A 24,127-nucleotide genomic window follows, 5' to 3' on the forward strand; every position below is an offset into this window, starting at 1 on the left:
GCCTCAAGATGAGACTTCCATACCTTCGGGTGAGAGGCTCCCAGCCAGACTACTGGGTTGATAGGCCAGATGTGGAAGCACGGTAACGTGTGCAGCTGACTGGTACTAATAAGCCGATGACTTGATAACATCACGTTTTGTTGATGCTTGCGTCCACTGAGTGGTTCTCGATGTACGGTCGAGAACCGCATAACTCCATAGATTTTGTTATGCACGATCTGAAACATCAATAGTGTTTCGGCGGCCATAGCGTGAGGGAAACGCCCGGTTACATTCCGAACCCGGAAGCTAAGCCTCACAGCGCCGATGGTACTGCAGGGGGGACCCTGTGGGAGAGTAGGACACCGCCGGACTCCTTTTAATCAAAATGGCCACCCATCGATGGGTGGCCATTTTGCATTTACGCGCCACGAGGCGCGGACCTCAGCCCCCGGATCTCATGATCCGGGGACTTTCGTGTATCCAGGCACCCTGATACCGTGTCGTCAGGAAACCAAGCACTGTCGCTGGGATCCCATCCGCGAACCGTTCAAGGGAGAACCCATGTCGCATCTCGACGATCACCGTGCTGCTCTGCAGCATCCGCCCATCGAGTTCCGCCCGGAACTGCGGTGGTGGCTCGCCGAGGGCCTCCACACGGACGAGACGCTGCGGGCCGAGATCGACGCCGCCCACAGGCTCGGTTTCGGAGGCATGGAGTTCCTCGCGATGGACGAGCAGGCGATCGACCACTCACGGTACGGCTGGGGTGCTGAGGAATGGGTGCACGACTCGCAGATCGTCGTCGAGGAGACCACCGCTCGAGGCATGTCTGTGAGCTTCACCTCGGGAACGAACTGGTCGAATGCCAACCTCCCGACCATCGACCCTGATCATTCCGCCGCAGCCCAGGAGCTCGACTACGTCGTCGTGGAGGCCAGCCGCAGCCGGCCGCTCGCCGGCGCCCTGCCTCGTATCGACCTCGAGGCGGAGCGCGACACCGGGATGCTGCCCGGACATCACATCGCGCCGAAGACGCAGCGTCTCGAGGCGGTGATCGCCGCGGTTCTCCTACGTGACGGGGTGCTGGACGCGGCATCCGTCGTCGATCTCTCCGACCTCGTGCAGGACGAGGCGCTCGACTGGGCACCCGGCGATGACCGTGACTGGAGCGTCTTCGTCTTCTGGGTGCACGGCACCGGTCAGACCGCGGCGCCCTCGACGAGTGTGAACTACACGGTCAACTACCTCGATCGGGCGGGCGTCGACGCTGTCATCGACTACTGGTCGTCCACGGTGCTCACGCCCGAGCTTCGGGCGCAGATCTCGAAGAACCCGCGGACTCAGATGTACATGGACTCGCTCGAACTGACGGTGTGGGGTGCCGGCGGCATGTTCTGGGGCCATACCGTGCGGGAGGAGTTCCGTCGCCGGCGTGGATACGACATCGCGCTGTGGCTGCCGTTCCTCACGCGCAGCATCCGGATGATGGCGGCGGCTACGACGTACCACTTCGATGCAGAAGGTGAGGCTCGGAAGAGTGTCGAGAAGGTGCGGCACGATTATGCGGCCACGCTCACCGACCTGTACATCGAGAACATGTTGGAGCCGTTCGCCGCATTTCTGCACGAGAACGGCATCACACTGCGTTCGGAGATCAGCTACGGGCTTCCGTTCGAACTGAGCCGGCCGGGACCTGCGGTCGACGGCATCGAGACCGAGTCCTTGGAGTTCGCCGCGCAGATCGATGCGTATCGGCTGCTCTCCGGCGTCGCCCATCTCTTCGGCAAGCAGTACTCCTCGGAGACAGGAGCGACCACGCGCAACCACATGCTCGATCACCGTTTCTACGATCAGATCATCCGTACACAGCTCGCTGCCGGTATCACCAAGACGGTGCTCCACGGCTGGGCGAGCGTGGCCGGTGCCGAAGGAGTCACCCACTGGCCGGGACACGAGGGCATGTGGTCGATGTTCTCCGAGCGGTTCGACCTGCGGCAGCCGGCATCCGAGTTCTACCCGCTCTGGAACGACGCGATCGGCCGCTACCAGTACGCGCTGCGGCAGGGACGGCCGCGCATCGACGTCGGCATCCTGCGCACCGACCACTTCGTCGACAACATGTCCGGTCTGGCGTTCATCGATGAGAACGGCGAGCGGGTCGCCGACGAGGACGCCTACGGGCGCTGGTGGATGCGGAATCGTGAGAACCACTGGTGGCAGGACCTCGGCATGCAGGATGCCGGCTGGTCGTACGAGTTCTTCGACGCCGCGCTGCTGCGGCACGAGGATGTCTCGTTCGATGGCCGCGAGGTGCAGCCCGACGGGCCCGGCTATCAGGCGCTCATCGTCTATCAGTCGACGCTCGATCCGGATGCCGCCGCGACGCTGCTGGAATGGGCGCGCCGCGGGCTGCGGGTGCTCATCGTCAACGGTGCCCGCGAACTGAAGCTGCTGCTCGACCGGGAGTACGTCACTCACACCGCGGCTGCCTCGCGCACGCCGGGTCTCGACCGTCGTGACGACGAACTCGCCGCCACGCTCGCCGAACTGCGTGCGCTGCCCACGGTGCGCGAGATCGCCGACCCGGCAGCGACGGTCACCGCGTTGCGCGAACTGGGAGTGGTGGGTCGCGCGGAGTTCCTCGGCGACAACAGGCATGTGCTCACCTACCTGCGCGAGGACGGCGATCTGCTCCACCTGTACGCGTACCACTTCCTCTATGAGACGGGCGCGGCGACCACGGTGGATATCGCGCTGCCGGGTATCGGCGCCGTGCACCGGGTGGATCCGGACGCCGGCGGCCTCGCGCCGCACGCGGGTGTGCGCGTCGACGGCGGGCGCACGATCGTGACCGTCGGGCTCGGGCCCGGGGAGTCCGCGCTTCTGCTCATCGACCGCGCATCAGCGCCGGTCGAGTCCGCGCCGTCGAACGCGACCACGATCGCCGAGCTCGACCGGTGGGCGATCGCTGTGGAGAGCTGGGATGCCGGTCCCGATGAGCTGATCGTGGAGGATCGTGGCCTCGGTTATGAGACGCGCGAAGTGAAGCCGACGACCGCGATCACCCGGATCGAGAGCAGCGCGACCGCGCTCGCTCCGTGGAAAGACCTCGCTGACGTCGGGCCTGAGGTCTCGGGTGTCGGAGAGTACCGCTCGTCGTTCGACCTCGAGCGGCTCGACGGGCGCATCCTGCTCGACCTCGGATCGACCGCCGGCGGCCTGGGCTCGGTGAGCGTCAACGGTGCCGCGCCGGTCGGCTTCGACACCTCGCGGCCGGTGGTCGACATCACCTCGGCCGTGCGCGAAGGCGTCAACGAGGTCGTGGTGCGCGTGGCGAGTTCGCTCAACAACCGGCTCATCGCTCGCGGGTACTACGAGACCTTCCCCGACATCGCGCTGCAGTTCGTGGGGCGCGAAGGCCCGCACGTCACGCGCGTCCGCGACCACGGCCTGCTCGGGCCGGTCACCGTGCGCCGGGTGGGATGAACTGCGGATGCCGGCGGTGGGCGGCCGTCGGCATCCGCCACCTGGGATAGTGGCAGGAGGAGGAGAGACCCATGACCCAGAGCTCGCCCGACATCTCACCCGTGTTCGATCAGGACCCGCTCGACCTTCGGTTGACGGTCGCGTCGATCATCCACTGGGCCGACAGCCGTGAGGTGCGCGAGCAGACCATGGCGAAGGTCGGCTTCCCCTTCGACGACATCCCCATGTTCCTCGTCGTCAATCAGCTCTGCTATCGCGGAGCCCTGCGACCCACGGACCTCGCATCCACACTGGGCACGGGCAAGGCGAACATGAGCAAGATCGTCCGTCGTCTCGAGGATGCCGGGCTGGTCGCGCGCGTGGCGTCCCAGATCGACGAGCGCAGCATCCTCGTCGCCCTCACGGCCGATGGCCGCGCGATCGGCGAGCGGATCGTCCAGGCATCGGATGAGCACTACCGCTCGGTCACCGACGGGTGGTCGGACGAGGATGTCGACACGCTGCGCCGGCTGCTCGGGCGGTTCGCTCGGCACGCCGTGGTGGAGCTCGCGCACCGGTCGCCGGCGCTCATGCCGCCGCGGTGACCTCTCAGTGCCGGTGACACGACGAGGTGGGGCCGCCCGCGAACGGACGGCCCCACCATCGTGTGCAGCGCAGATCACTCGATCGCGAACAGTGTGTAGCTGTCGGCGTTCTCGGCGTTGATCACGACGCAGTCGATCGACTGCTTCTCGTCGGCGCCGGTCTCGCCGGTGCGGATGAAGCTGTCGGCCTGCTGCACGGCGAGCTGCGAGATGAGCACGGCAGGCTGCAGGCCGGTCGCGAGGAGCTTGCCCTCCTTGATCGCCTCGACCGCGTCGGGACTGCCGTCGAAGCCCGCGATGACCACCTTGCCGGTCAGCCCCGCAGCCTCGACAGCGGCGACAGCGCCGAGGGCCATGGTGTCGTTCCCGGCGATGATGCCCTGGATGTCCGGGTCACGCTGCAGCAGCGTCTCGATCTTCGTGAACGCCTCGTCCTGGCTCCAGTTCGCCGTCTCCTGCGCGACCTGCACGAGGTTCGGATACTGCGAGATCACGCTCGCGAACGCCTCGGAGCGCACACCGGCGTTCGTATCGGACTCCTTGCCCGTCAGCTCGATGTACTTGCCGCCGTCGGGGAGCGCCGCGACCCAGTCCTCGGCCACAGCGGCCGCGCCCTGGGCGTTGTTCGCGACGATCTGCGCGGCGGCGACACCGGTCTCGTTGATCTCGCGATCGATGAGGAAGACGGGGATGCCGGCATCCTTCGCCTTCTGGATCGGGCCGATCGACGCGTCGGCACCGGCGTTGTCGAGAATGATCGCCTTGGCGCCCTTGCTGATCGCGGCGTCGATGAGCTCGCTCTGCTTGTTCGGATCGTCGTCGTGCGACGAGGACGTCGTCTCGTAGCCGAGCTTCTCGGCCTCGGCCGCTGCGGCATCCGCCTCGGCCTTGAAGAACGGGTTGTCGTGCGAGGGCGTGATGATGGCGATGGTGCCACCTGCTTCACCCGATCCCGAACCGGAATCGCTCCCCGAGGAGTCTCCGCCGGAACTGCAGGCGGTGAGGCCGAAGGCCAGGGTCAGTGCCGCGGCTGCGGCGAGGATGATGCGTCGCATGATTCTCCTTTGATCGTGCTATGGATGCTGCGGGGCGTGCAGCGGGATCACGCCGAGGTCGGCGCTGTCTGTGGGGGAGTGGATTGCTTGTTGGCTGCAGCGAGCGCGGCGTTCTTCGACCTGGTGATGCGCTGCTGCGCCTGATCGAGCATGACCGCGAGGATGATCACCGCGCCCTTGATCGCGATCTGCCAGAACGTCGAGACTCCCACCAGCACCAGTCCGTCGCTGAGGAAGCCGATCACGAATGCTCCGATGAGCACACCGCGCACGTTGCCCCGGCCTCCGGTGAGAGCGGCACCGCCGATCACCACCGCGGCGATCGCATTCAGCTCGAAGGTCTCCCCGAGTTGAGGTGCTGCGCTGGTGAGTTCGGACGAGATGATGAGACCGGTCGTCGCCGCGCACAGGCCGCTGATGACGTACACCCACATCTTGACCTTGCGCACCGGCACACCAGAGAGCTCAGCCGCACGCTCATTGCCGCCGGTCGCGTACACCCAGCGGCCGAACGGGGTCTTCCGCAGCGCGAACGAGGCGATCACCGCGAACACCGCCATGATCCAGATCGCCGTCGGGATGCCGAGGATGCGGCCGCTGCCGATGAGGAGGAAACCCTGGTTCCCGAGCTCCTCGGTGCCCCCGAGTTTGGGGTAGGTCGTGCCGTTCGAGATGAGCATGGCTGCGCCGCGAGCGACGTACAGCATCCCGAGGGTGGCGATGAAGGGCGCGACGTTGAACTTCGTCACCAGGATGCCGTTGATGAACCCGACCAGGGTTCCGACGGCGAGCGCGATCACCACCACGAACCACACCTGCGGGTACACGACGATATCGAAAAGGGTCAGCTGCCAGCCCTGCAGCATCGTGCCGGCCACGACGCCTGCGAGGCCGACCGTCGAACCGACCGACAGGTCGATGCCGCCCTTGAGGATAACGAACAGCATGCCGAGCGCGAGGATCGCGTTGTAGGCGACGTGCTTCGTCATCGTCACGAGGTTGCCGAGACTGAGGAACGAGTCCGACAGGAGCGCGAAGATGATGATGAGGACGATCAGTGCGATGAACGCTCTGCCTTCCAGCAGCACCGAACCGATGTCGATGTTCTGCAGACGGCCGCGCCGGGCGCCGTTGTTCTGGGTGATGGTCATTGCGCGCCTCCTGCGGGCTCGTCTGTGTGTGCTTCTCCCGAAGCGACCATGAGGTCCTCCCGGCTTGTCGTACGAGGGTCGAACTCGCCGACGACGTGTCCCTTGGACATGACGACGACACGATTCGAGACGCCGAGTGCCTCGCTCACCTCGCTGGTGGCGAAGAGCACGGCGAGTCCGCGCCGCGCCTCCCTCGCCATGAGCGCGAAGATCTCTGCCTTGGCGCCGACGTCGATGCCGCGAGAAGGCTCGTCGAGAAGGATCACCCGCGGCGCTGTCATCAGCGCCTTGCCGATCACGACCTTCTGCTGGTTGCCCCCGGACAGCGACGTGATGGATGCCGCCGGTCCTGCCGCCTTGACCCGCACATCCTTCATGCTGGCTGCAACGGCATCCCGCTCCGCCCGGCGTCCGATCCACCCGAACCGGGTGAAAGCGAGAAGGTTCGCGAGTGCTGTGTTCTCACCCACCGACATGGTCTGTACGAGCCCATCACGTTGGCGGTCCTCCGGCACGAGGGCGAGACCCGAGGCGATACGCTCTCGCACACTCTGCTGGGCGATCTCCTCGCCGTGCACGAGCACCGTGCCGCGCTGGATCGGCGATCGGCCGGCGAGCGCCTCGAGCAACTCGGTGCGCCCCGCGCCCATCAGTCCGTAGAGGCAGACGATCTCGCCCTCACGGACGTCGAGATCGAGGCTGTCGACCGCGAGTCTGCTCTGGTTCGACGGATCCGCGATCGTCACGCCGCGCAGCGACAGCGCCACCTCGCCGAACTCGTCGAGCAGATCCGGGGCGAGGTCGTCGGCGGCACGTCCGACCATGTTCGCGATGACCCAGTTGAGGTCGATGCTCCCCCGATCGCCCGTGGCCACCAGTGCCCCGTCACGGAACACGACAGCATGGTCGGCGATCTCGAGCGCCTCCTCGAGATGGTGCGAGATGTAGACGATCGCGACGCCCTCGGCGGTCAGTTCGCGGATCAGGGTGAACAGCACCTCGACCTCGCTGCCGCTGAGCGCAGAGGTCGGCTCGTCCATGATCAGTACCCGGGCGTCACCGGCGAGGGCACGGGCGATCTCGACGATCTGCTGCTGGCCGAGTCGGAGGTCGCCCACGATGGTGCGCGGGTCGAGATCCTCGGCGAGACGTTGCATCAGCTCGCGCGTCTTGGCGGCCTCGGCCCTGTCGTCGACGAGCACGCCCGCGCGGGTGTACTCCCGCCCCATGAAGATGTTGTCCTTGATGCTGAGATTCGGTGCCAGGCTCAGCTCCTGGTGGATGATCGCGATGCCGCGGCGCGACGCGTCGACCGTGTCTGCGAGCACGATCTCCTCGCCGTTCAGGGTGAGAACACCCGCGGTCGGCGTCTCGACTCCGGACAGGATCTTCATGAGGGTGGACTTGCCGGCACCGTTCTCACCGAACAGCACGGTGACCGCGCCTGCCCGGATGTCGAAGTCGACGCCCTTGAGCGCATGGGTCGCGCCGTACACCTTCGCGATGCCGCGAGCGGTCATCACGACCCCGCCGGGAGCCGCGGTCTCGGTGAGGGGCGACATCAGCCGACCTCGAGAGCGATCGGGACCACCGAGACGAGTGCGGGGTTCACGCGGGTGAACGCGCCCGTGACCGTGACGGTCTGTCCCTCGGTGGGCACGGTCGTCTCGGCGAGCACTCCGTCGCGGACCCGTTCGTTGAAGACCGTCGCGACGTTCTGGAACTCGAGCTGGTTGGTGAAGTCGTTGAACGACACGGTTCCCGTCACGTCGCGCAAAGCCGTGCCGTTGATCGCGGGCCCCACCTGCAATTGGATCGTCACATCGGCGGGTGTGCCGTCGACGGTGATCGGAAGGATCGAACCCTGCTGCGCGCCGGCTACTCCCGTGAACGTGACGGGGAAGCTGTAGGAGCTGCCGGTTCCTGGCGCATGTCCGAACTCCGCCTCGTCAGCGCCTCCGGCGAGGTCGTCGAGCAGCGTGGTGAGGTCGATCGCGTCCGCTTCGATCTGCGGGACGATATCGCTCTCGAAGTGCTCGTCCGCATAAGCCTCGGGGTCGAAAGCGCCACTCGCCGCCGCCGCCGTCGCATCCTCGATGGAGACGTACTTCGTCGTGGCGAGTCCGATGCCGACGATGGCGAGCAGGATCACCGTGGCAGGAATCCAGGCAGGGACTCGAGGTCGACGCGCCGTCGCGTTCATGTGCTGCTCCTTCGCAGTTCCACCGGTTCGGAGGACCGAACCATCAACCGGTTGACCAAAAAGTAGCAGGAGAGCGCGAGGGAGAAAAGGTTTTTTCGTCTCGTTATCGAAATGTGGTCCGGAATATGGGGAGCGGTTCCACGCTCCCCAGCGAGGTGGCGGGTCGGGCCGGCGCGATGGGCGGAGTGCGATGGGAAGGGTGTGCAACACGCCGACGCCTCCGGGCCCATCCGTGCGCTGCGCTTGCGCGTGAAAAGTCGCCAGCCGTAACTTTTAGTCGTCTTGAGTCTCCTGTACCCACTGAAAGGTAGGAGAATTTCCCCAAATAGTTCGAATTTCGAAGGAGAAGTCTTTTCACGCGCGTGGCGAGTGTGTATCGTCATGCAGAACACCTGCTGGTCAGGTCAGATGGATCTTCGGCACCGGAGAGGCATCGATCGCATGGGGCGGACACAAAGGGGACTCTCCACGTGGGGACGTGAGAGGGGCGAGAGCGGGGCGATGGTTTCTGGGGAGGAGCACTCGCCCCGCTTCTGCGTGTCGGGAGTGCAGTTCTCCATCCGTTAACCGCGTCTGAGTACCATGTGTCGCACTGCGGCCGGGTCTCTGTGCGCCGCCGGAACGGATGAGGGTGCTCATGGCCAAGAAGACTCCTGCACAGAAGGCGGCCGAAGCCGCGATCAACGCCGCCGCTGCGGCGGCGAAGGACGCCAAGAAGCTCAGCAAATCGGTCTCCAAGAAGGACGGCCGCAGGCTGCGCGAACTCGCCGGTGACGCCAAGGATGCGGCGCAGCCCTCGAAGAAGAAGCTCGTGAACAAGCCCCGCAAGGTCGAGAAGGCCGCGAGCGAGGCGACGGCCCGCGTCGAGAAGGCGACGGCCAAGATCGCCAAGAAGGCCGCGGAGAAGAAGGCCGCTGAGAAGAAGGCTGCGGAGAAGAAGGCTGCGCAGAAGAAGGCCGCGGTCAAGAACCCGGCCGAGAAGAAAGCACCGAATGAGAAGGCGGCCGACCCGAACCCTGCCGCGCCGAACCGTTCCGCGCTCGCCACAGCACCCGCGCCCGCAGGATCCGCTGATCTCTCCGCTCTCACCGTGGCGGCGCTGCGTGACCGCGCCCGCAGCGAGGGACGCACCGGCTACTCCCGCCTGACCAAGGCACAGCTCGTCGCCCTGCTCTCTGCCTGAGCAGACCCGACACCGCACCAGCGCAAGACGACGAGAACGGCGACGCACCGACAGTGGCAGACGTGCAGCAGGGCTACGACCGCACCGCTCAGGCTCCGGATCCCCGGACGCTCATCGACATCCTCCGCGAGACCGCCGTGCAGCATCCCGACGCCTCGGCGATCGAGGACGCGGCTGGAGCGATCAGCTACTCCGAGCTCATCGCCCGGATCAACGTGACGGCCGCGCGTCTGCAGGAGCACGGCGTCCGGCGAGGTGACCGGGTCGGCGTGCGCATGCCCTCGGGCGAGCGGGCGTTGTACATCTCGATCCTGTCGATCCTCGCGGCGGGCGCCGCGTACGTGCCGGTCGACGCCGACGACCCGCAGGAGCGCGCCGACCTCGTCTTCGGTGAGGCGAAGGTGCGAGGGACGATCGGCGCCGGTGGAGTCTTCACACCGGCAGACGGTGCGGCGGGAGAGCTCTTCCACGGCGAGGACCCGCATCCCGGCACCTCGGCGCTGCCGATCGTCGCACCGCCGACCCCCGAGGACGACGCGTGGATCATCTTCACGTCAGGGTCGACGGGCACGCCGAAGGGCGTCGCGGTGTCGCACCGTTCGGCCGCCGCGTTCGTCGATGCCGAGGCGCGGATGTTCCTGCAGGACGCACCGCTCGGTCCCGGCGATCGGGTGCTCGCCGGTCTGTCCGTCGCCTTCGACGCCTCGTGCGAGGAGATGTGGCTCTCCTGGCGCCACGGCGCCTGCCTCGTGCCCGCGCCGAGAGCCCTGGTGCGCTCGGGCGAGGACCTCGGCCCTTGGCTCGTGGGGCACGGCATCACCGTCGTCTCGACCGTGCCGACGCTCGCCGCGCTGTGGCCGCAGGACACCGTCGAGAACGTGCGCCTGCTGATCTTCGGCGGCGAGGCCTGCCCGCCCGAACTCGTCGCACGGCTCGTCGGCGAGGGCCGTGAGTTGTGGAACACCTACGGCCCCACCGAGGCCACCGTCGTCGCGTGCGCGACCGTCATGGACGGCGAGGGGCCGGTGCGCATCGGCCTGCCGCTCGATGGCTGGGCGCTCGCCGTGGTCGACGCGGAGGGGCGGCTCGTCGCCGACGGCGAGGCCGGAGAGCTCATCATCGGGGGCGTGGGCCTCGCCCGCTACCTCGACCCCGCGAAGGACGCCGAGAAGTACGCCCCGATGCCCACGCTCGGCTGGGAGCGCGCCTACCGCTCCGGAGACATGGTGCGCGCCGACCCGGAGGGTCTGATCTTCCAGGGCCGGGTCGACGATCAGGTCAAGATCGGAGGCCGCCGCATCGAGCTCGGCGAGGTCGAGGCCGCACTGCAGGCGGTCGATGACGTGACCGCGGCGGCCGTCGCCGTGCGCAGGACGGATGCCGGTATCGCCCTGCTCGTCGGTTATGTCGTGCCCGCTGAGGGATTCGATCGTCAGCGCGCCCGCGCGCAGCTGGCCGAAGCCCTGCCCGCGCCGCTCATCCCGCTGCTCGCGGTCGTCGACGACCTGCCGATCCGCACCTCGGGCAAGGTCGACAAGGCCGCGCTCCCGTGGCCGCTCACCGACCCCGACGCAGCCGACTCCACGCTCTCGGGAACTCCGGCGTGGCTCGCCGAGCAGTGGTTCTCGGTGCTCGGCACCCGCCCGACCGACGGCACGGCCGATTTCTTCCAGCTGGGCGGCGGTTCGCTCGCCGCCGCCCAGCTCGTCTCGCGCATCCGCTCGAGGGCTCCCGAGTTCACGATGGCCGACGTCTACGATCTGCCCAAGCTGGCGCAGATGGCCGAGGCGATCGACGAGGTGGAGATCGACGACGAGGAGCACGCCTTCACGGCCGCGACCCCGACGCCACGGCGCATGCAGTGGGTGCAGACGCTGCTCGGCATCCCGTTGTTCATCCTCTCGGGAGCACGCTGGATCACGTGGCTGCTCACGGCGAGCTGGCTGCTGCAGCGGGTTCCCGGTTTCGAGTTCCTTCCCGACGCTCCCGGGTGGGCGATCATCGCCGGGCTCCTCGTCTTCGCGACCCCGTTCGGGCGCATGGCGCTCTCCGCCCTCGTCGCGCGGGTGCTGCTCGCAGGCATCCGCGGGGGCGACTATCCGCGTGGCGGTGGCGTGCATCTGCGGCTCTGGCTCGCAGAGCAGGTCTCGCACCAGGTCGACGCGGTCGGGCTCGCCGGTGCACCCTGGGTGATCTTCTACGCGCGAGCGCTCGGCGCCCGCATCGGCAGAGGCGTCGACCTGCACTCGCTGCCGCCGGTCACCGGCATGCTGCACATCGGGGACGGGGCAGCGGTGGAGCCCGAGGTCGACCTCGCCGGCTACTGGATCGACGGCGACACCGTGCGCATCGGCGAGATCCGCATCGGTGCCGACGCGACGATCGGTGCCCGCAGCACCCTCGCGCCCGGCACGAAGATCGGTCGCGGCGCCGAGATCGCACCCGGGTCGGCGGTGTTCGGTCGCGTTCGGGCCCGCCAACGCTGGGCAGGGTCCCCTGCGGTGCGTGTGGGCGGCAAGAGCACGCCCTTCGCGGCCGAAGCCCCGCCGAAGCGTCGCCGTTGGCTGTGGGCGTACGGGGCATCCTCCGCGCTGCTCGGTCTGCTGCCCTTCGCGGCCTTCGCGGTCGGCGGGCTCGTTCTGGCCTCCGGGATCCGCGGCGCCGGCTCGCTGACCGCCGCGCTCGGCGGCTTCGCGCTCTGGCTGATCCCCGCGGTGCTCGTCACCGGCCTGGTGTTCGCGGCGGCGGTCGTGCTGTTCGTGCGCCTGCTGTCGATCGGACTCACCGAGGGGGTGCACCCGGTACGCGGACGCGTCGCCTGGCAGGCGTGGACCACCGAACGTCTGCTGGACTCCGCCCGCACGCTGCTGTTCCCCCTCTACTCGAGCCTGTTCACTCCCGTCTGGTTGCGGATGCTGGGTGCCACGGTGGGGCGCGATGTCGAGGCCTCGACCGTGCTGCTGATCCCGAGGATGACCGTCATCGACGACGGCGCGTTCCTCGCCGACGACACCATGGTGGGCACGTACGAGCTCAACGGCGGCTGGATGCGCATCGGCACGGCGCGCATCGGCAAGCGCGCGTTCCTCGGCAACTCCGGGCTCGCCGCGGCGGGCCATCGCGTTCCGAAGGACGGCCTGATCGCCGTGCTCTCGGTCGCCCCGGAGAAGGCGAAGCCCGGCTCGTCGTGGCTGGGATCGCCCGCGGTGCGGCTGCGCCGCATCGTGAACGACTCCGACCTCGAGCGCACGTACCGTCCCCGCACCTCGCTGCGCTATGCCCGCGCGTTCTGGGAACTCGGGCGCATCATCCCGGTGTTCGTGACCTGCGGTCTCGGCCTCGCGGTCCTGCTCGTGCTCGCAGCGATCGCCGAGGCCTGGGGTCTCCCCGCCGCGATCGTACTGTCGGGCGCGGTGCTGCTCGTGGCCGGCGCGGTCGCTGCGGCGATCACCACCGCGGCCAAGTGGCTCTTCGTCGGCCCGATCCGCGCGGGAGAGCATCCGCTCTGGTCGAGCTTCGTGTGGCGTACCGAGGTCGCCGACACGTTCACCGAGATGCTCGCCGCCCCCTGGTTCGCGAATGCGGCCGCGGGCACTCCTGCTCTCGTCGTCTGGCTGCGCAGCCTCGGCGCGAAGATCGGCCACGGCGTCTGGACCGACAGCTACTGGCTGCCGGAGCCCGATCTCGTGCACCTCGGCGACGGGGCGACGGTGAACCGCGGTTGTGTGGTTCAGACCCATCTGTTCCATGATCGTGTGATGAGCATCGACACCGTCACCCTCGGATCGGGCGCCACGCTCGGCCCGCACTCCGTCGTGCTGCCGGCGGCGACCATCGCCGCCGACGCCACCGTGGGCCCGGCATCCCTCGTCATGCGCGGCGAGACCGTGCCCACCGGAAGCCGATGGAGCGGCAACCCGATCGGCCCGTGGCGGGCCGTGAAGGTGCGCGCCTACCAGGCCGACGGCGTATGAACGTCGATCCGTATACGCCGCACTCGGGCGACGCCCGGATCCGCGTCGAGCACTACGACCTCGATCTCGACTACAAGCTCTCCACGAACCGGCTCACCGCGACGGCCGTGCTCGACGTACGGATCGAGCAGGAGACCTCGGCCTTCTCGCTCGACCTGGTGGGGTTGCGGGCGAAGAAGGTCCGCATCGAGGGGCGGACGCGCACGAACTTCAGCCAGACCGACCGCAAGGTGAAGATCGCGCTGGGCTCGCCGATGCCGGCGGGGGACGTCATCCGGGTGGCGATCGACTACGCCGGGGCGCCGCAGCCGCGACGGACCCGCTGGGGATCGCTGGGTTGGGAGGAGCTCGAGGACGGCCTGCTGATCGCCTCGCAGCCGACGGGGGCCGCGACCTGGTTCCCGTGCAACGACGTGCCGTTCGACAAGGCGACCTACACCATGACGGTGACCACCGACCCCGACTACACGGTGGTCGGCTCGGTGCCGCCGGTACGGTCGGTGGTCAAGGGCAGGGGGGTGTGGACGTTCGACATCCCGGTGCCGACCGCCACGTATCTGATGACCCTGCAGATCGGTCGGTACACGGAGGAGCGGATGCCACTCGGAGAGGTCGCCGGGCGGCTGTTCTACCCGCGCGCCCTGGCCGCCCGAGTGCACGCCGACTTCGACGGCCTCGCCCGCATGATGACCGTCTTCGAAGAGGCGTTCGGGGCGTACCCGTTCGGCGAGTACACGGTGGTGATCACGCCCGACGAGCTGGAGATCCCGCTCGAGGCGCAGGCCATGGCGATCTTCGGTGCCAACCACATCGACGGGGAGCACGGACTCGAGCGGCTCGTCGCCCACGAACTCGCACACCAGTGGTTCGGCAACAGCGTCGGGCTGCGACGATGGCAGGACATCTGGCTCAACGAGGGCTTCGCCTGCTACGCCGAGTGGATCTGGTCGGAGGCCTCCGGCGGTGCGTCGGCGCACGCCACGGCGCTCGCCCATCACGAGAGGATCGCCGGGCTCGAGCAGTCGCTCGTGATCGCGGATCCCGGGGCCGAGACGATGTTCGACGATCGCGTCTACACGCGGGGAGCGCTCGCGCTGCACGCGTTGCGGCTGACCATCGGCGACGCGAGGTTCTTCGAGCTGCTGCGGACATGGACGTCGGCGCGCGCCTATGCGTCGGCGACGACCGCCGACTTCGTCTCGCTCGCGTCGTCGGTCGGGGGAGTCGCCCTCGACGCGCTGTTCGGCTCCTGGCTGTACGACCTGGCGCTGCCGCCGCTGCCCGTGGGTCCCGAGGGGGAGGTCGCGGCCGTGCTCACCGGTCCGATCCTCGGGCTGGGCGGGACGAGTGGCTGGGATCGATCGCGACGCTGATCAGGTAGCCCGCCGGAGCGTCGACCGATGCGACATCGATCGGTGGACGACCGGGGATGTGTGCTCTCGCGCCGTCGATGACGACGTCGCTCGGGGCGATCCGCAGGCCGCGGCCATCGGCCTTGACCGCGGCTTCGATGATGGTCCATTCGCGGAGCGTCGGGGGAGCCGCCGGGGCGAAGAGCGCCGTGAGGTCCTGGAGCGGGGTGCCGGGCGTTCGGCCGGCATCGAGCGCTTCGACGTCGATGCCGACGGATGCCGCAGCCTCCGCTCGTGCGATCACCCCGGCAGTGAGATCGCCCGCGTGGCCGAGGCTCAGCACGACCGTGCCGGACGAGGCCTGCAGCGGTCCGTGCTCGGAGGACCCGCACGTCGGGCACTCGTGCGTCACGGCATCCGTCGGGGCTCCCGCGTGCTCCAGCAGACCTTGCAGCACGGCGGCGCGCGCCTCCGCGCCGTGCGCCCACGCGATCACGAGCGGGCCGTGTCGGAGCGCGGTCACGGCGAGCATGCCGTCAGCCTATGCCGGGCGGTGGGCCCGCGCGCCACCCGATAGCGTGAGGGCATGCAGCAGGCACTCCGCACGTTCGGTCGCGTTCTGGCGACCCATTGGCCTGCCCTGATGGCGTGGTACCTCGCCGGCGAGGCCGCGCATCGCCTCCTGGTCCAGCTCGCCGGCACCGTGGGCGGTCTGACGACGCTCGGCGGCCTGCTGATCCTGCCGCTCGCGGTCACCGCGCGCCTGGTCTCGTACGTCGCGATGTACCTGACGGTTCGTCGCACGCTCCGGCACGCCGCCGGAACGGATCCCATCGACCGGCGCGACTTCGCGCACGCCGTGCTCGTCGCCATCCTGCCGTTCTTCGCGTTCTACGAGGCCTGGGGCATGCTCGATGCGGATCGCGATGCGTTCTTCGTGATCGCCAGTGAGATCGCCTTCGCTGACTCGGGCTACGGCAGCGAGGCGCTCGGCGATCGCGGCGGCATGATCGGTGTCGGCGTGCTGCCCGTGAGCGTCCTGGTCGTGGCACTCGCCGTGCGCATCGTGCTGGCCCGGTTCGAGTCGCGACTGACAACGGGTCTTCGTGCGCTCGCGGTCTACGCAGAGGTGCTCTGGACCTTCATGCTCTTCACCCTCGTCGGGCAGTGGTGGGCGAGCGTGCGCGAATGGTGGTCCGAGCGGTCGGGGGCCGAGTGGCTGCGCGACGTCGGCGATGGGGTCGCGGCGAATCTGCCACCGGTGGCGGGGATCTGGGAGGGCGCGTCAGGGGTCATCGGCGTCATCATCGCCGTTCTCATCGTTCCCGCGGCCTGGCTCACCATCGTCGGGGTGATCTATGGCACCACCTTCGAGGTCGACACCCGACTCGGGCGCTGGAGCGCGACGGCGCTGCGAGGTCCCGCACGCACGCTCGCACGCACGCTCGTGGTGCGGTTGGAGAGCCTGTGGGCGGCCGCCGCGGTGATCTGGCGGGGTGGGCCCGCGCTGTTCGGTTCGGCAGCACTCGTGTATGCGCTGTGGATGCTCCTCGACCGCGCGGGCACCCGCGGGGTGCTGCAGCTCATCGGCGGACACGAGAGCGCCTTCTGGGAGGCGTATCTGCCCGTGATCCTCGTGGCGATCGCCGCTGTGGTCGAACCGCTCAGGGTTGCCCTGTTCGCGACCGCCTACGACGCCGTGATCGTACGACCGTCGGCCGGTCTCGACGCGGGGTCAGAGTTCGACATCGAACCGCACGACGACGTTCTCCTCTCCGGCGACCTCGAGATGGAACGGACCGACGGCGTCCTCGGGAACCAGGAACACGGAGATGATGTCGTAGGGCGCTGACTCCTCGAGACATGACGATTCGCCCTCGTCGTAAGGGACGTCGAGGACGTCGTCGGCGTCGAGCCACGTCCGGCCGCTGGTCGCCTCCGTGAGCATGAACGGTCCGCAGCTCTCCGCATCCGCTCCGCCGGAGGCATGCAGGCGGATGCTGACGCTCCGGGTGCCCGGCAGTGAGTCGAACTCGTCCCAGCGGGCGCTCTCGACGGTGAGCTCCTGTCCGGCGATCTCGGCCGAGCCGTCGGACGCCGCAACGACCGTCAGACGGTGCCGTTCGGTGACCGGGGACACCTCGAGCCACAGATACACGCCGGCCACGGCGATCGCACTGAACATCAGCGCGGTCAGGGCGGCGCGCTGGGCGCGAAGCCATCTCACGATGATTCGCCGATCGTCGGTTCGAGGATGTCGATCGTGCGCTCTCGCGCTGCGCTCTCGAGGTCGAGGTGCACCACGATCACGTCATCAAGGCGTGGTGTGCTGTGGGGGCCGGCGAGTCGGAGCTCGGCGTCGGAGGGCTCCAGGTCCGTGGGCAGCTGGAAGGCCAGCATCCCGTGGGTGTCGATGCCCACCCGCAGCTCGGTGCCGATGAGTGACGTCGACGGTCGCTCGCTCGCGATGAACTCGCGACCGTCGACGACGAGCGTCGCCAGGCGCATGGATGCCTCGACCTCGGTCTGCCTGGCGGCGGCCGACAACTCCACCACGAGCCAGTTGCCCTCCGCCTGCCAGTCGTCGTCGGACACGGTGACCCGATCGGCGAACGAGGCGCTGTCGACGGTCACGACGAGCTCCCGGGACGCGACCGTGTCGGACACCGTGCCGTGGACGAGGAACGGGCCGTTCCGGGTGTCGGTACTCGGTGTGACGGCGACGACGCCTCCTGCGGCCGCGACGAGCGCGGCGCCCGCCAGCCACGAGACCCACCTGTTCATCGTCGGGCCTCCAGATCGACGCGGGCGATCAGGGCACCCTGTGTCCAGGAGACGACGTCCGAGGCGACGATGATCCGTCCTGCCCGTTCGATCGCCTCGTGGATCTCGATCGAAGCCTCGCCGTCTTCGAGCTCGTCCGTCGACACCCGCCAGGCAGCGGTGATCTCTGCCGGGACGCCGGGCTGGAGGAGCGGGTACCGAGGGGAATCGATGTCGCTCCACACCAGGGCGGTGCCGGGGTCGCCGACTCCCGTGAGGTCGAGCAGCGGTGCCGTGGCGTTGATCAGGCGAGAGGAGACCCGGTCGGCGCTGCCGACGACGCTGACGGTGGCATCGGTGAGGTTCTCGAGTCGCAGGGTCACGAGAAGCAGGCTCTCGCCGGGGTCGGCCTCGAGGTACTGCTCTTCGACGGCATCCGTCACCTCGACGTCGAGCACGGTGACGGCATAGGTCGACAGGCGCACCTCGTCGCCGATGGCGACGGCATCCGGCTCGTGGTGTGCGGAATCGAAGGCGCCGATCGCGATGAGTGCGCCGACGCCGACGGCGAGCGCGGCCATGGAGATCCAGGCGGGCGCGGCCCGACGGGAGAGCGCAGAGCGGATGCTGCGAACGGGAGTGCCGCCCGCGCGCTCACCTTCACTCGGAGCCTCGGTCACGGGCCCAGCCTACGGGGGCAGATGGCGGCGCCGTCACTGCGCCGTAGGATCGAACCGTGACTGATCCGACGCCGCCGCTCGGCCTCCTCCTCGACGTCGACGGCCCCATCGCCAGCCCCGTGACCCGCTCGATCGCGATCCCCGAGATCGCCGCCGACCTTGCGGAACTCGCGAATCGCGGCATCCCGATCGCATTCAACACCGGTCGCTCCGACGCGTTCCTGCGCGAGCAGGTGATCCCGCCGCTGCTGGCCGCAGGTCTCGACGACGGCGTGCAGGTGTGGGGCATCTGCGAGAAGGGCGCGGTGTGGATGCGCATCACCGCGGCGGGTGCGCACGACGTCACCGTCGATGAGGGCCTGCAGGTGCCGCCCGCGGTGGACGCCGAGATCCGGCGCCTGGTCGAAGAGGACTTCTCCGACCTCGTCTTCTACGACGAGACCAAGCGCGCCATGACCTCGGTCGAGCAGCGCACCGAGCTCGACAGCACCGAGTTCCTCGCCCGACAGCCGGAGCTGAACGAGGCGATCGCTGGGGTGCTGCGGGCACACGATCTCGGCTACGAGTGGGAGTCCGCGCGCGTGCCCGACTCGGCCGGTGCCATCGACTACCGGATCGACCCGACCATCATCTCGACCGACGTCGAGTCGAACCGCGTCGGCAAAGACCTGGGGGCGAGCCTCATGCTCCGCTTCCTCGCCGAGGAGGGCGTGCCGCTGCCGCGGAGCTGGCGCACCATGGGCGACTCCCGCACGGACTACGCCATGGCCGACTGGCTGCAGGAGAACGGCCACGACGTCGCGCACGTCGATGTCCGACCCGCAGACGGGGTGCCGTCGACGCCGTATCCGGTGCGGCACCACCCATCGCTCATCCACGACGACGCGGGCGCGCTGTACCTGCGCCGCTGGGTCGAGATCGCCCGAGGCGACGCAGACGACGACGCCGATCTCGCCTGAGCGCGGCCTTCAGGTTGCCGTGCACGCCGCGGGCGGGTTACAGTTCCGGTGTGTCCCTGACGTGTCGTTGTTGTCGCTGAGCGCTCTCCGCTCGCCCTCACCGACCCCGAAGACCTCGCGCGCCAGCGATGCGCGCCCCTGACCGTCAGGAACACTCCGTGCGCTACGCCCAGCACATCGCCGAACTCGTCGGCCACACGCCCCTCGTCCGTCTGAACTCCGTCGCTGCCGGCATCCGCCCGACCGTGCTGGCCAAGGTCGAGTACTTCAACCCCGGCGGATCCGCGAAGGACCGTATCGCTTCGTCGATCATCGATGCCGCCGAACGCGAGGGCCGCCTCAAGCCAGGCGGCACCATCGTCGAGGCGACGAGCGGCAACACGGGAACCGGTCTCGCGTTGGTCGCTCTGCAGCGCGGATACCGGATGGTCTTCGTCGTGCCGGACAAGTTCGCGGGGGCCAAGGTCGCGACCCTGCGCGGCTATGGAGCCGAGGTCGTCATCACCCCGACGAGCGTCGAGCCGAGCGATCCGCGGTCGTACTACAGCGTCGCCGCGCGCCTGGCCGCCGAGATCCCCGGAGCGTTCAACCCCAACCAGTTCGCGAACCAGAACGGCCCGCGCGGCCACTTCACGACCACAGGGCCGGAGATCTGGGATGACACCGAGGGGCGCGTCACGCACTTCGTCGCGGGTATCGGTACCGGCGGCACGATCAGCGGCACGGGCCGTTATCTCAAGCAGGCGAGCGACGGTCAGGTGCGCGTGATCGGTGCGGATCCCCAGGGGTCGATCTACTCCGGCGGCCCGATCCACGGCTATCACGTCGAGGGCGTCGGCGAAGACTTCATGCCCGACACCTTCGACGCCTCGGTGGTCGACGCCTACGAGATGGTGACGGATGCCGAGTCGTTCGCGATGACCCGGCGCCTGGCGGCCGAAGAGGGGCTGTTCGTCGGCGGATCGAGCGGTATGGCGGTCGTCGCGGCCCTGCGCGTCGCGGAGCCGTTGAGCGAGGACGACGTCGTCGTCGTGCTGCTGCCGGACCACGGCCGCGGATACCTCGACAAGCTGTACGACGACGAGTGGATGATCGAGCGCGGCTTCGCGGTGCCCGAGCGCTCGCCGCATCCGGTCGTCGCCGAAGTGCAGGAGTTCCTCGACAGCGCCGAGTAGGACCCCGGCTCTCCGAGGCTGCGGGGGCGATGGCGGGTGCCGGGGGGCCGGCGGGCTTCGGCGGCTGGGGTGCTCGGTTGCGAATACCGGTTGCGGGGTCGCGTGGGGTCGGCATCCGTCGCCTGCGTGTGCGAAACGTTGGAGGTTCGCGGCGACACGCCGGTTCCGGATGCCGCAGCGCGGCGTGTCGGGACGATTCTCCGACTTCTCGCACGGCGACGGTCCCGCTCTCTCGCACGGCGGTGCGCGGGGTTGGAGTGCGAGGCCGACGCGCGGGCTGGAACGGCCGGGGCAGCACGGGGAGCCCGGGCGGCTGGCGACGTGGGATCATCTCTCATGCCCGAGAACCTTCCCGCAGCCCCGGATCGCGCGCCGGACATCGACGACTGCTTCGACGGACTCGATCCCGAGGTGTGGGTCGCGAGCTATCTGCCGCACTGGACGACTCCGGATCGTGCCGCCGCGCGGTTCGATCTCGGTCCGGCCGGACTGCGGCTTCGCATCGACGCCGACCAGCTCGACTGGCGACCCGAGGATGCTCCGCTTCGCGTCTCGAACCTGCAGACCGGCACGCATTCGGGGCCGCTGGGGTCGACGTCGGGCACGCATCGGCATCGGAACGACGGACTCGAGGTGCGCACGGAGACACCGACCCGCCTGCTCTTCGCGCCGAGTCGCGGTCGCATCGAGATCACGGTGTCGGCGAGCGTCGACCCCGGATGCATGCTCGCCGCGTGGCTGGTCGGAACGGAGCATCACTCGCCGGCGGATTCGGGCGAGATCTGCATCTTCGAGATCGATGCGGATGCCGTCGGCCCCGAGAGCCGCGCACGCAGCGGGGTCAAGGCGCATCACGACCCGCGGATCATGACGGACATGGCCGAGGTGTCGATCCCCGTGGACGCAGCGGAACTCCACACCTGGACGGTCGTCTGGGGCGACGGTGAGACGATCATCGCGTGTGAGGGCCGGGTGGTGCGCCGAGTCCCGCAGGCGCCGGACTACCCGCTCTTCCTTCTGATCGACCTGTTCGAGATCGGTGCGCCGTCGGGCAGCTACCCCAAAAGCGCAACGGTCCACCGGGTGCGCGCCTGGAGCGGGTGACCGCACGCAAGACGGGTGTCGGGTCGGCGTCCCGACACCCGGCCGGCGTTCGGTCCTGAGTGCGCAGCATCCGTGGGAGTGCGACCGGTGCGCAGCATCCGCCGGCGTGTGAAAAGTCGGAGCTCCGCGGCGACGCGCCGGGTCCGGATGCCGCAGCACGGCGTGTCGTGACGAAACTCCGACTTTTCGCACCGGACATGCGAGTGTGAGTGCCCGTGCCGTGCCCGCCGTGCCCGCGCGACTCAGCAGGTCTCGAACACGTACGCGTCGTCGTCGGGCACGACGAGATCGCGGTCACGCAGCACCATCGACGAGGGAGAACTCCCGTCAGCGCACATCTCCGCGAAAGAGCGCGGAAGCTCGTCGGAGTATTCGATGTCGATCACGTGGTCGCCGTAGACGTCCGTGTAGGCGCCGCACTCCTCGTACGCGGCGCATTCCTCGGTCACCGCGAAGTCGAAGCCCGCGTCCTCGTGCAACCGCGCGGCGTCTTCGGCGGCGTTCTTCTGCCCGGCAGCGAGGCCGTTCTCGTGCGCGACCCCGACCAGCAGGGCGGCGAGGTCGAGATTGTCGTCGAGCGACAGTGACCCATCGGACCGCGAGTACGAGTCGAGGTTGTCGAACTCGACCGCGTCGAAACCGGCATCCGCGCAGCCGACGATCCACGGCTCGATCCTCGCCGCGATGCGCTCGCGCCGACCGGCCGTCGATGTGTCGAGCAGCGCCTCGTCCGGCCAGTCGGGATCGAAGACCGTGCCGTCATCACCCTGCAGCAGCAGGTCGGTGTCCCAGAGACCGAGCTCCCCCGGCTGCGTCTGGAATCCGTTGATGTAGCAGACCGAGTACACGCCCTCGGCCGGTTCCGCCGAACGATCACGCCCGACGATGCTCACACCTGCGGCCGGCGGATATGCTCCGCCGAGCTGATAGTCCGGCTGCGCTCCGGCCGGAGGCAGTACGACACCGTCGGGCGTCGCGTCGGGTGAGGCGGCGGAGCATCCCGTGGTCAGCATGACGAGCGCCAGCCCGAGAGTCACGGCGCGCCGTGAGGTCACGCGAGCGAGCCGTCGTTCCGGGGCGTCGGAGCCGGTCCGTCAGGCTGGGCGTCGAGCGGGCCCGGCGCCTCGGCGGGATTGCGTCGGATGCCGATCCATGACACGACCCCTCCCACGACGAACAGCCCGGCGGTGACGATCGCCGCGCTGTGGAAGCCGCCGAGGTCGAGGCTGCCACCGACGATCGTCGACAGCATGGCGACCACCAGGAGTCCTGCGACGCGCGACACGGCGTTGTTCACCGCCGAGGCGATGCCGGATCGCGACTCATCGATCGCGCCGAGGATCGCGGCGGTGAGCGGCGCGACGGTGAGCGAGAGTCCGAGCCCCATCACGATCATGGCGGGCAGCACCTGCCACCAGTAGTCGAACCGCTCGGCCACCGCGAGCAGCATGACCGCCCCGATCGCCATCACGAGCGGCCCGACGGTCATGAACAGGCGTGGGCCCCAGCGTCCCGCCCACGCCCCGGCGCGCGAGCTCACGAGGATCATCAGGATCGTCATCGGCAGACTCGCGAGTCCCGCGGCCGTGGCGGTGAGCCCTGCACCCTGCTGCAGATACACACCCACGACGAAGCCGTTCAGCGACAGTGCTGCATAGACGAACAGCGTCGCGAGGTTGCCCCACGCGAAGTCGCGCACACCGAACAGCGACAGCGGCAGCAGAGGAGCGGGCGAATGCTGCTGACGCCACACGAAGACCGCGAAGAGAGCGACCCCGATGAGTCCCGGCGCCCAGATCATCGGCGAGGCCCATCCACGCAGCGGCTGCTCGATCAGCGCGAACACGACAGCGCCGAGGCCGAGCGCGCACAGGGCTCCGCTCCACCAGTCGACGCGCACGCCGCTCGGGTGCTCGGGCAGCCGCAGTCGCGAGAGCAGCACCAGCGTGACGGCGATCGGGATGACGTTGATGAGGAACACGAAGCGCCACGAGAGATAGTCGACGAAGAGGCCGCCGAGCAGGGGGCCGACCAGCTGCGCGGCGGTCGTGAACGCCGTCCAGACACCGATCGCGCGCGACTGCGCGTCGGCGCGCATGGTGGCGGTGATCAGGGCCAGCGAACTCGGCACGAGCAGGGCGCCGGCCGCGCCCTGGCCGGCGCGCGCGATGATCAGCACCAGTGGGTCGGGCGCGGCGGCGACCGCGACGGATGTCACACCGAAGGCGATGAGTCCGATGCGCATCACGAGCACCCGCCCGTAGGCGTCGGACACCGAACCCGCGAGCAGGATCAGCGCGCTGAGGGTGATGAGGTACGCATCGACCACCCACTGCTGCGTCGTGATGCCGCCGCCGAGCTCGCGGCTGATCGCGGGCAGGGCGACGTTCACGACGGTGCCGTCGAGGAATGTCACGAACGATGCCAGGACCGCGATCGCGATCACGAGACGCTGCAGGGGTGCGAACTTGGCCAC

At 68.6% G+C, this 24,127-nt stretch carries 19 protein-coding genes and 2 rRNA genes; 11 read left to right on the forward strand and 10 right to left on the reverse strand.

Going from position 1 to position 24,127, the window contains the following annotated elements; translation table 11 throughout:
• From ACI3KS_RS12640 to ACI3KS_RS12655, 4 genes are all read left to right on the forward strand, one after another.
• Positions 1-129: ribosomal RNA gene (locus ACI3KS_RS12640) — 23S ribosomal RNA — on the forward strand; the annotation flags it as partial.
• Between the two features lie 107 nt (positions 130-236).
• A 5S ribosomal RNA gene (rrf, locus tag ACI3KS_RS12645) occupies positions 237-353 on the forward strand.
• Between the two features lie 190 nt (positions 354-543).
• Positions 544-3,468 (forward strand): glycosyl hydrolase, encoded by a 2,925-nt coding sequence (locus tag ACI3KS_RS12650; RefSeq protein WP_404918812.1) that lies wholly within the window; start codon positions 544-546, stop codon positions 3,466-3,468.
• Between the two features lie 71 nt (positions 3,469-3,539).
• A complete protein-coding gene (locus ACI3KS_RS12655; RefSeq protein ID WP_404918814.1) occupies positions 3,540-4,052 on the forward strand; it encodes a MarR family winged helix-turn-helix transcriptional regulator in 513 nt (170 codons plus the stop codon).
• A 74-nt stretch (positions 4,053-4,126) separates the two neighbouring features.
• Here the strand turns inward: ACI3KS_RS12655 and ACI3KS_RS12660 are convergent, their stop codons facing one another.
• From ACI3KS_RS12660 to ACI3KS_RS12675, 4 genes are read right to left on the reverse strand one after another with little or no spacing between them, the layout of a single operon-like run.
• Positions 4,127-5,107 carry a D-ribose ABC transporter substrate-binding protein gene (locus ACI3KS_RS12660; protein ID WP_404918816.1) on the reverse strand — a complete coding sequence of 327 codons (981 nt, stop codon included), beginning with the start codon at positions 5,105-5,107 and terminating at the stop codon, positions 4,127-4,129.
• Positions 5,108-5,154: 47 nt separating this feature from the next.
• On the reverse strand, positions 5,155-6,258 hold the full coding sequence (locus ACI3KS_RS12665) for an ABC transporter permease (RefSeq protein ID WP_404918818.1): 1,104 nt from the start codon (positions 6,256-6,258) through the stop codon (positions 5,155-5,157).
• Positions 6,255-7,820, reverse strand: coding sequence for a sugar ABC transporter ATP-binding protein (locus ACI3KS_RS12670; RefSeq protein ID WP_404918820.1), 1,566 nt, complete (start codon positions 7,818-7,820; stop codon positions 6,255-6,257). The genes ACI3KS_RS12665 and ACI3KS_RS12670 overlap by 4 nt, the downstream gene beginning before the upstream one ends.
• On the reverse strand, positions 7,820-8,461 hold the full coding sequence (locus ACI3KS_RS12675; protein ID WP_404918822.1) for a DUF2291 family protein: 642 nt from the start codon (positions 8,459-8,461) through the stop codon (positions 7,820-7,822). The genes ACI3KS_RS12670 and ACI3KS_RS12675 overlap by 1 nt, the downstream gene beginning before the upstream one ends.
• Positions 8,462-9,098: 637 nt before the next feature.
• On the opposite strand from ACI3KS_RS12675, the gene ACI3KS_RS12680 reads away from it, so the two are divergent.
• Genes ACI3KS_RS12680 through ACI3KS_RS12690 form a run of 3 tightly spaced genes read left to right on the forward strand, consistent with a single transcriptional unit; the run spans position 9,099 to position 14,991 of the window.
• Complete coding sequence (locus ACI3KS_RS12680) at positions 9,099-9,644, forward strand: hypothetical protein (RefSeq protein ID WP_404918824.1); 546 nt, start codon at positions 9,099-9,101, stop codon at positions 9,642-9,644.
• A gap of 53 nt (positions 9,645-9,697) precedes the next feature.
• Positions 9,698-13,618, forward strand: a complete 3,921-nt coding sequence (locus ACI3KS_RS12685) for a Pls/PosA family non-ribosomal peptide synthetase (RefSeq protein ID WP_404918826.1) — start codon at positions 9,698-9,700, stop codon at positions 13,616-13,618.
• Positions 13,615-14,991 (forward strand): M1 family metallopeptidase, encoded by a 1,377-nt coding sequence (locus ACI3KS_RS12690; protein WP_404918828.1) that lies wholly within the window; start codon positions 13,615-13,617, stop codon positions 14,989-14,991. The genes ACI3KS_RS12685 and ACI3KS_RS12690 overlap by 4 nt, the downstream gene beginning before the upstream one ends.
• Here the strand turns inward: ACI3KS_RS12690 and ACI3KS_RS12695 are convergent.
• The gene (locus tag ACI3KS_RS12695) at positions 14,933-15,502 is read right to left on the reverse strand and encodes a hypothetical protein (protein WP_404918830.1); all 570 of its coding nucleotides are present in this window, start codon (positions 15,500-15,502) and stop codon (positions 14,933-14,935) included. The genes ACI3KS_RS12690 and ACI3KS_RS12695 overlap by 59 nt on opposite strands.
• A gap of 54 nt (positions 15,503-15,556) precedes the next feature.
• Here ACI3KS_RS12695 and ACI3KS_RS12700 point away from each other — a divergent pair, with 54 nt between their 5' ends.
• The gene (locus tag ACI3KS_RS12700) at positions 15,557-16,822 is read left to right on the forward strand and encodes a hypothetical protein (RefSeq protein ID WP_404918832.1); all 1,266 of its coding nucleotides are present in this window, start codon (positions 15,557-15,559) and stop codon (positions 16,820-16,822) included.
• Here ACI3KS_RS12700 and ACI3KS_RS12705 read toward each other — a convergent pair.
• The 3 genes from ACI3KS_RS12705 to ACI3KS_RS12715 are packed head-to-tail and all read right to left on the reverse strand — an operon-like array spanning position 16,706 to position 18,413.
• Entirely contained in the window at positions 16,706-17,197 is a 492-nt protein-coding gene (locus ACI3KS_RS12705) for a hypothetical protein (protein WP_404918834.1), read from the reverse strand. The two genes, ACI3KS_RS12700 and ACI3KS_RS12705, sit on opposite strands and share 117 nt — an antisense overlap.
• Positions 17,194-17,754, reverse strand: coding sequence for a hypothetical protein (locus ACI3KS_RS12710; protein WP_404918836.1), 561 nt, complete (start codon positions 17,752-17,754; stop codon positions 17,194-17,196). The genes ACI3KS_RS12705 and ACI3KS_RS12710 overlap by 4 nt, the downstream gene beginning before the upstream one ends.
• Positions 17,751-18,413: a hypothetical protein gene (locus ACI3KS_RS12715; RefSeq protein WP_404918838.1), complete on the reverse strand. Its 663-nt coding sequence runs from the start codon at positions 18,411-18,413 to the stop codon at positions 17,751-17,753. The genes ACI3KS_RS12710 and ACI3KS_RS12715 overlap by 4 nt, the downstream gene beginning before the upstream one ends.
• Before the next feature lie 56 nt (positions 18,414-18,469).
• Between ACI3KS_RS12715 and ACI3KS_RS12720 the strand changes: the two genes are divergently transcribed.
• The 3 genes from ACI3KS_RS12720 (at position 18,470) to ACI3KS_RS12730 (ending at position 21,651) form a co-directional block, all read left to right on the forward strand.
• Positions 18,470-19,372, forward strand: coding sequence for a hypothetical protein (locus ACI3KS_RS12720; RefSeq protein ID WP_404918840.1), 903 nt, complete (start codon positions 18,470-18,472; stop codon positions 19,370-19,372).
• A 158-nt stretch (positions 19,373-19,530) separates the two neighbouring features.
• Positions 19,531-20,547 carry a pyridoxal-phosphate dependent enzyme gene (locus tag ACI3KS_RS12725; protein ID WP_404918842.1) on the forward strand — a complete coding sequence of 339 codons (1,017 nt, stop codon included), beginning with the start codon at positions 19,531-19,533 and terminating at the stop codon, positions 20,545-20,547.
• Positions 20,548-20,883: 336 nt separating this feature from the next.
• Complete coding sequence (locus tag ACI3KS_RS12730) at positions 20,884-21,651, forward strand: hypothetical protein (protein WP_404918844.1); 768 nt, start codon at positions 20,884-20,886, stop codon at positions 21,649-21,651.
• Positions 21,652-21,893: 242 nt separating this feature from the next.
• Here the strand turns inward: ACI3KS_RS12730 and ACI3KS_RS12735 are convergent, their stop codons facing one another.
• Together ACI3KS_RS12735 and ACI3KS_RS12740 are read right to left on the reverse strand one after the other, a co-directional pair.
• Positions 21,894-22,706 carry an endo alpha-1,4 polygalactosaminidase gene (locus ACI3KS_RS12735; protein ID WP_404918846.1) on the reverse strand — a complete coding sequence of 271 codons (813 nt, stop codon included), beginning with the start codon at positions 22,704-22,706 and terminating at the stop codon, positions 21,894-21,896.
• Positions 22,703-24,127: an MFS transporter gene (locus ACI3KS_RS12740; protein WP_404918848.1), complete on the reverse strand. Its 1,425-nt coding sequence runs from the start codon at positions 24,125-24,127 to the stop codon at positions 22,703-22,705. The genes ACI3KS_RS12735 and ACI3KS_RS12740 overlap by 4 nt, the downstream gene beginning before the upstream one ends.

The sequence above is a fragment of the Microbacterium sp. ZW T5_45 genome (assembly GCF_044987415.1).
Taxonomy (GTDB): domain Bacteria; phylum Actinomycetota; class Actinomycetes; order Actinomycetales; family Microbacteriaceae; genus Microbacterium.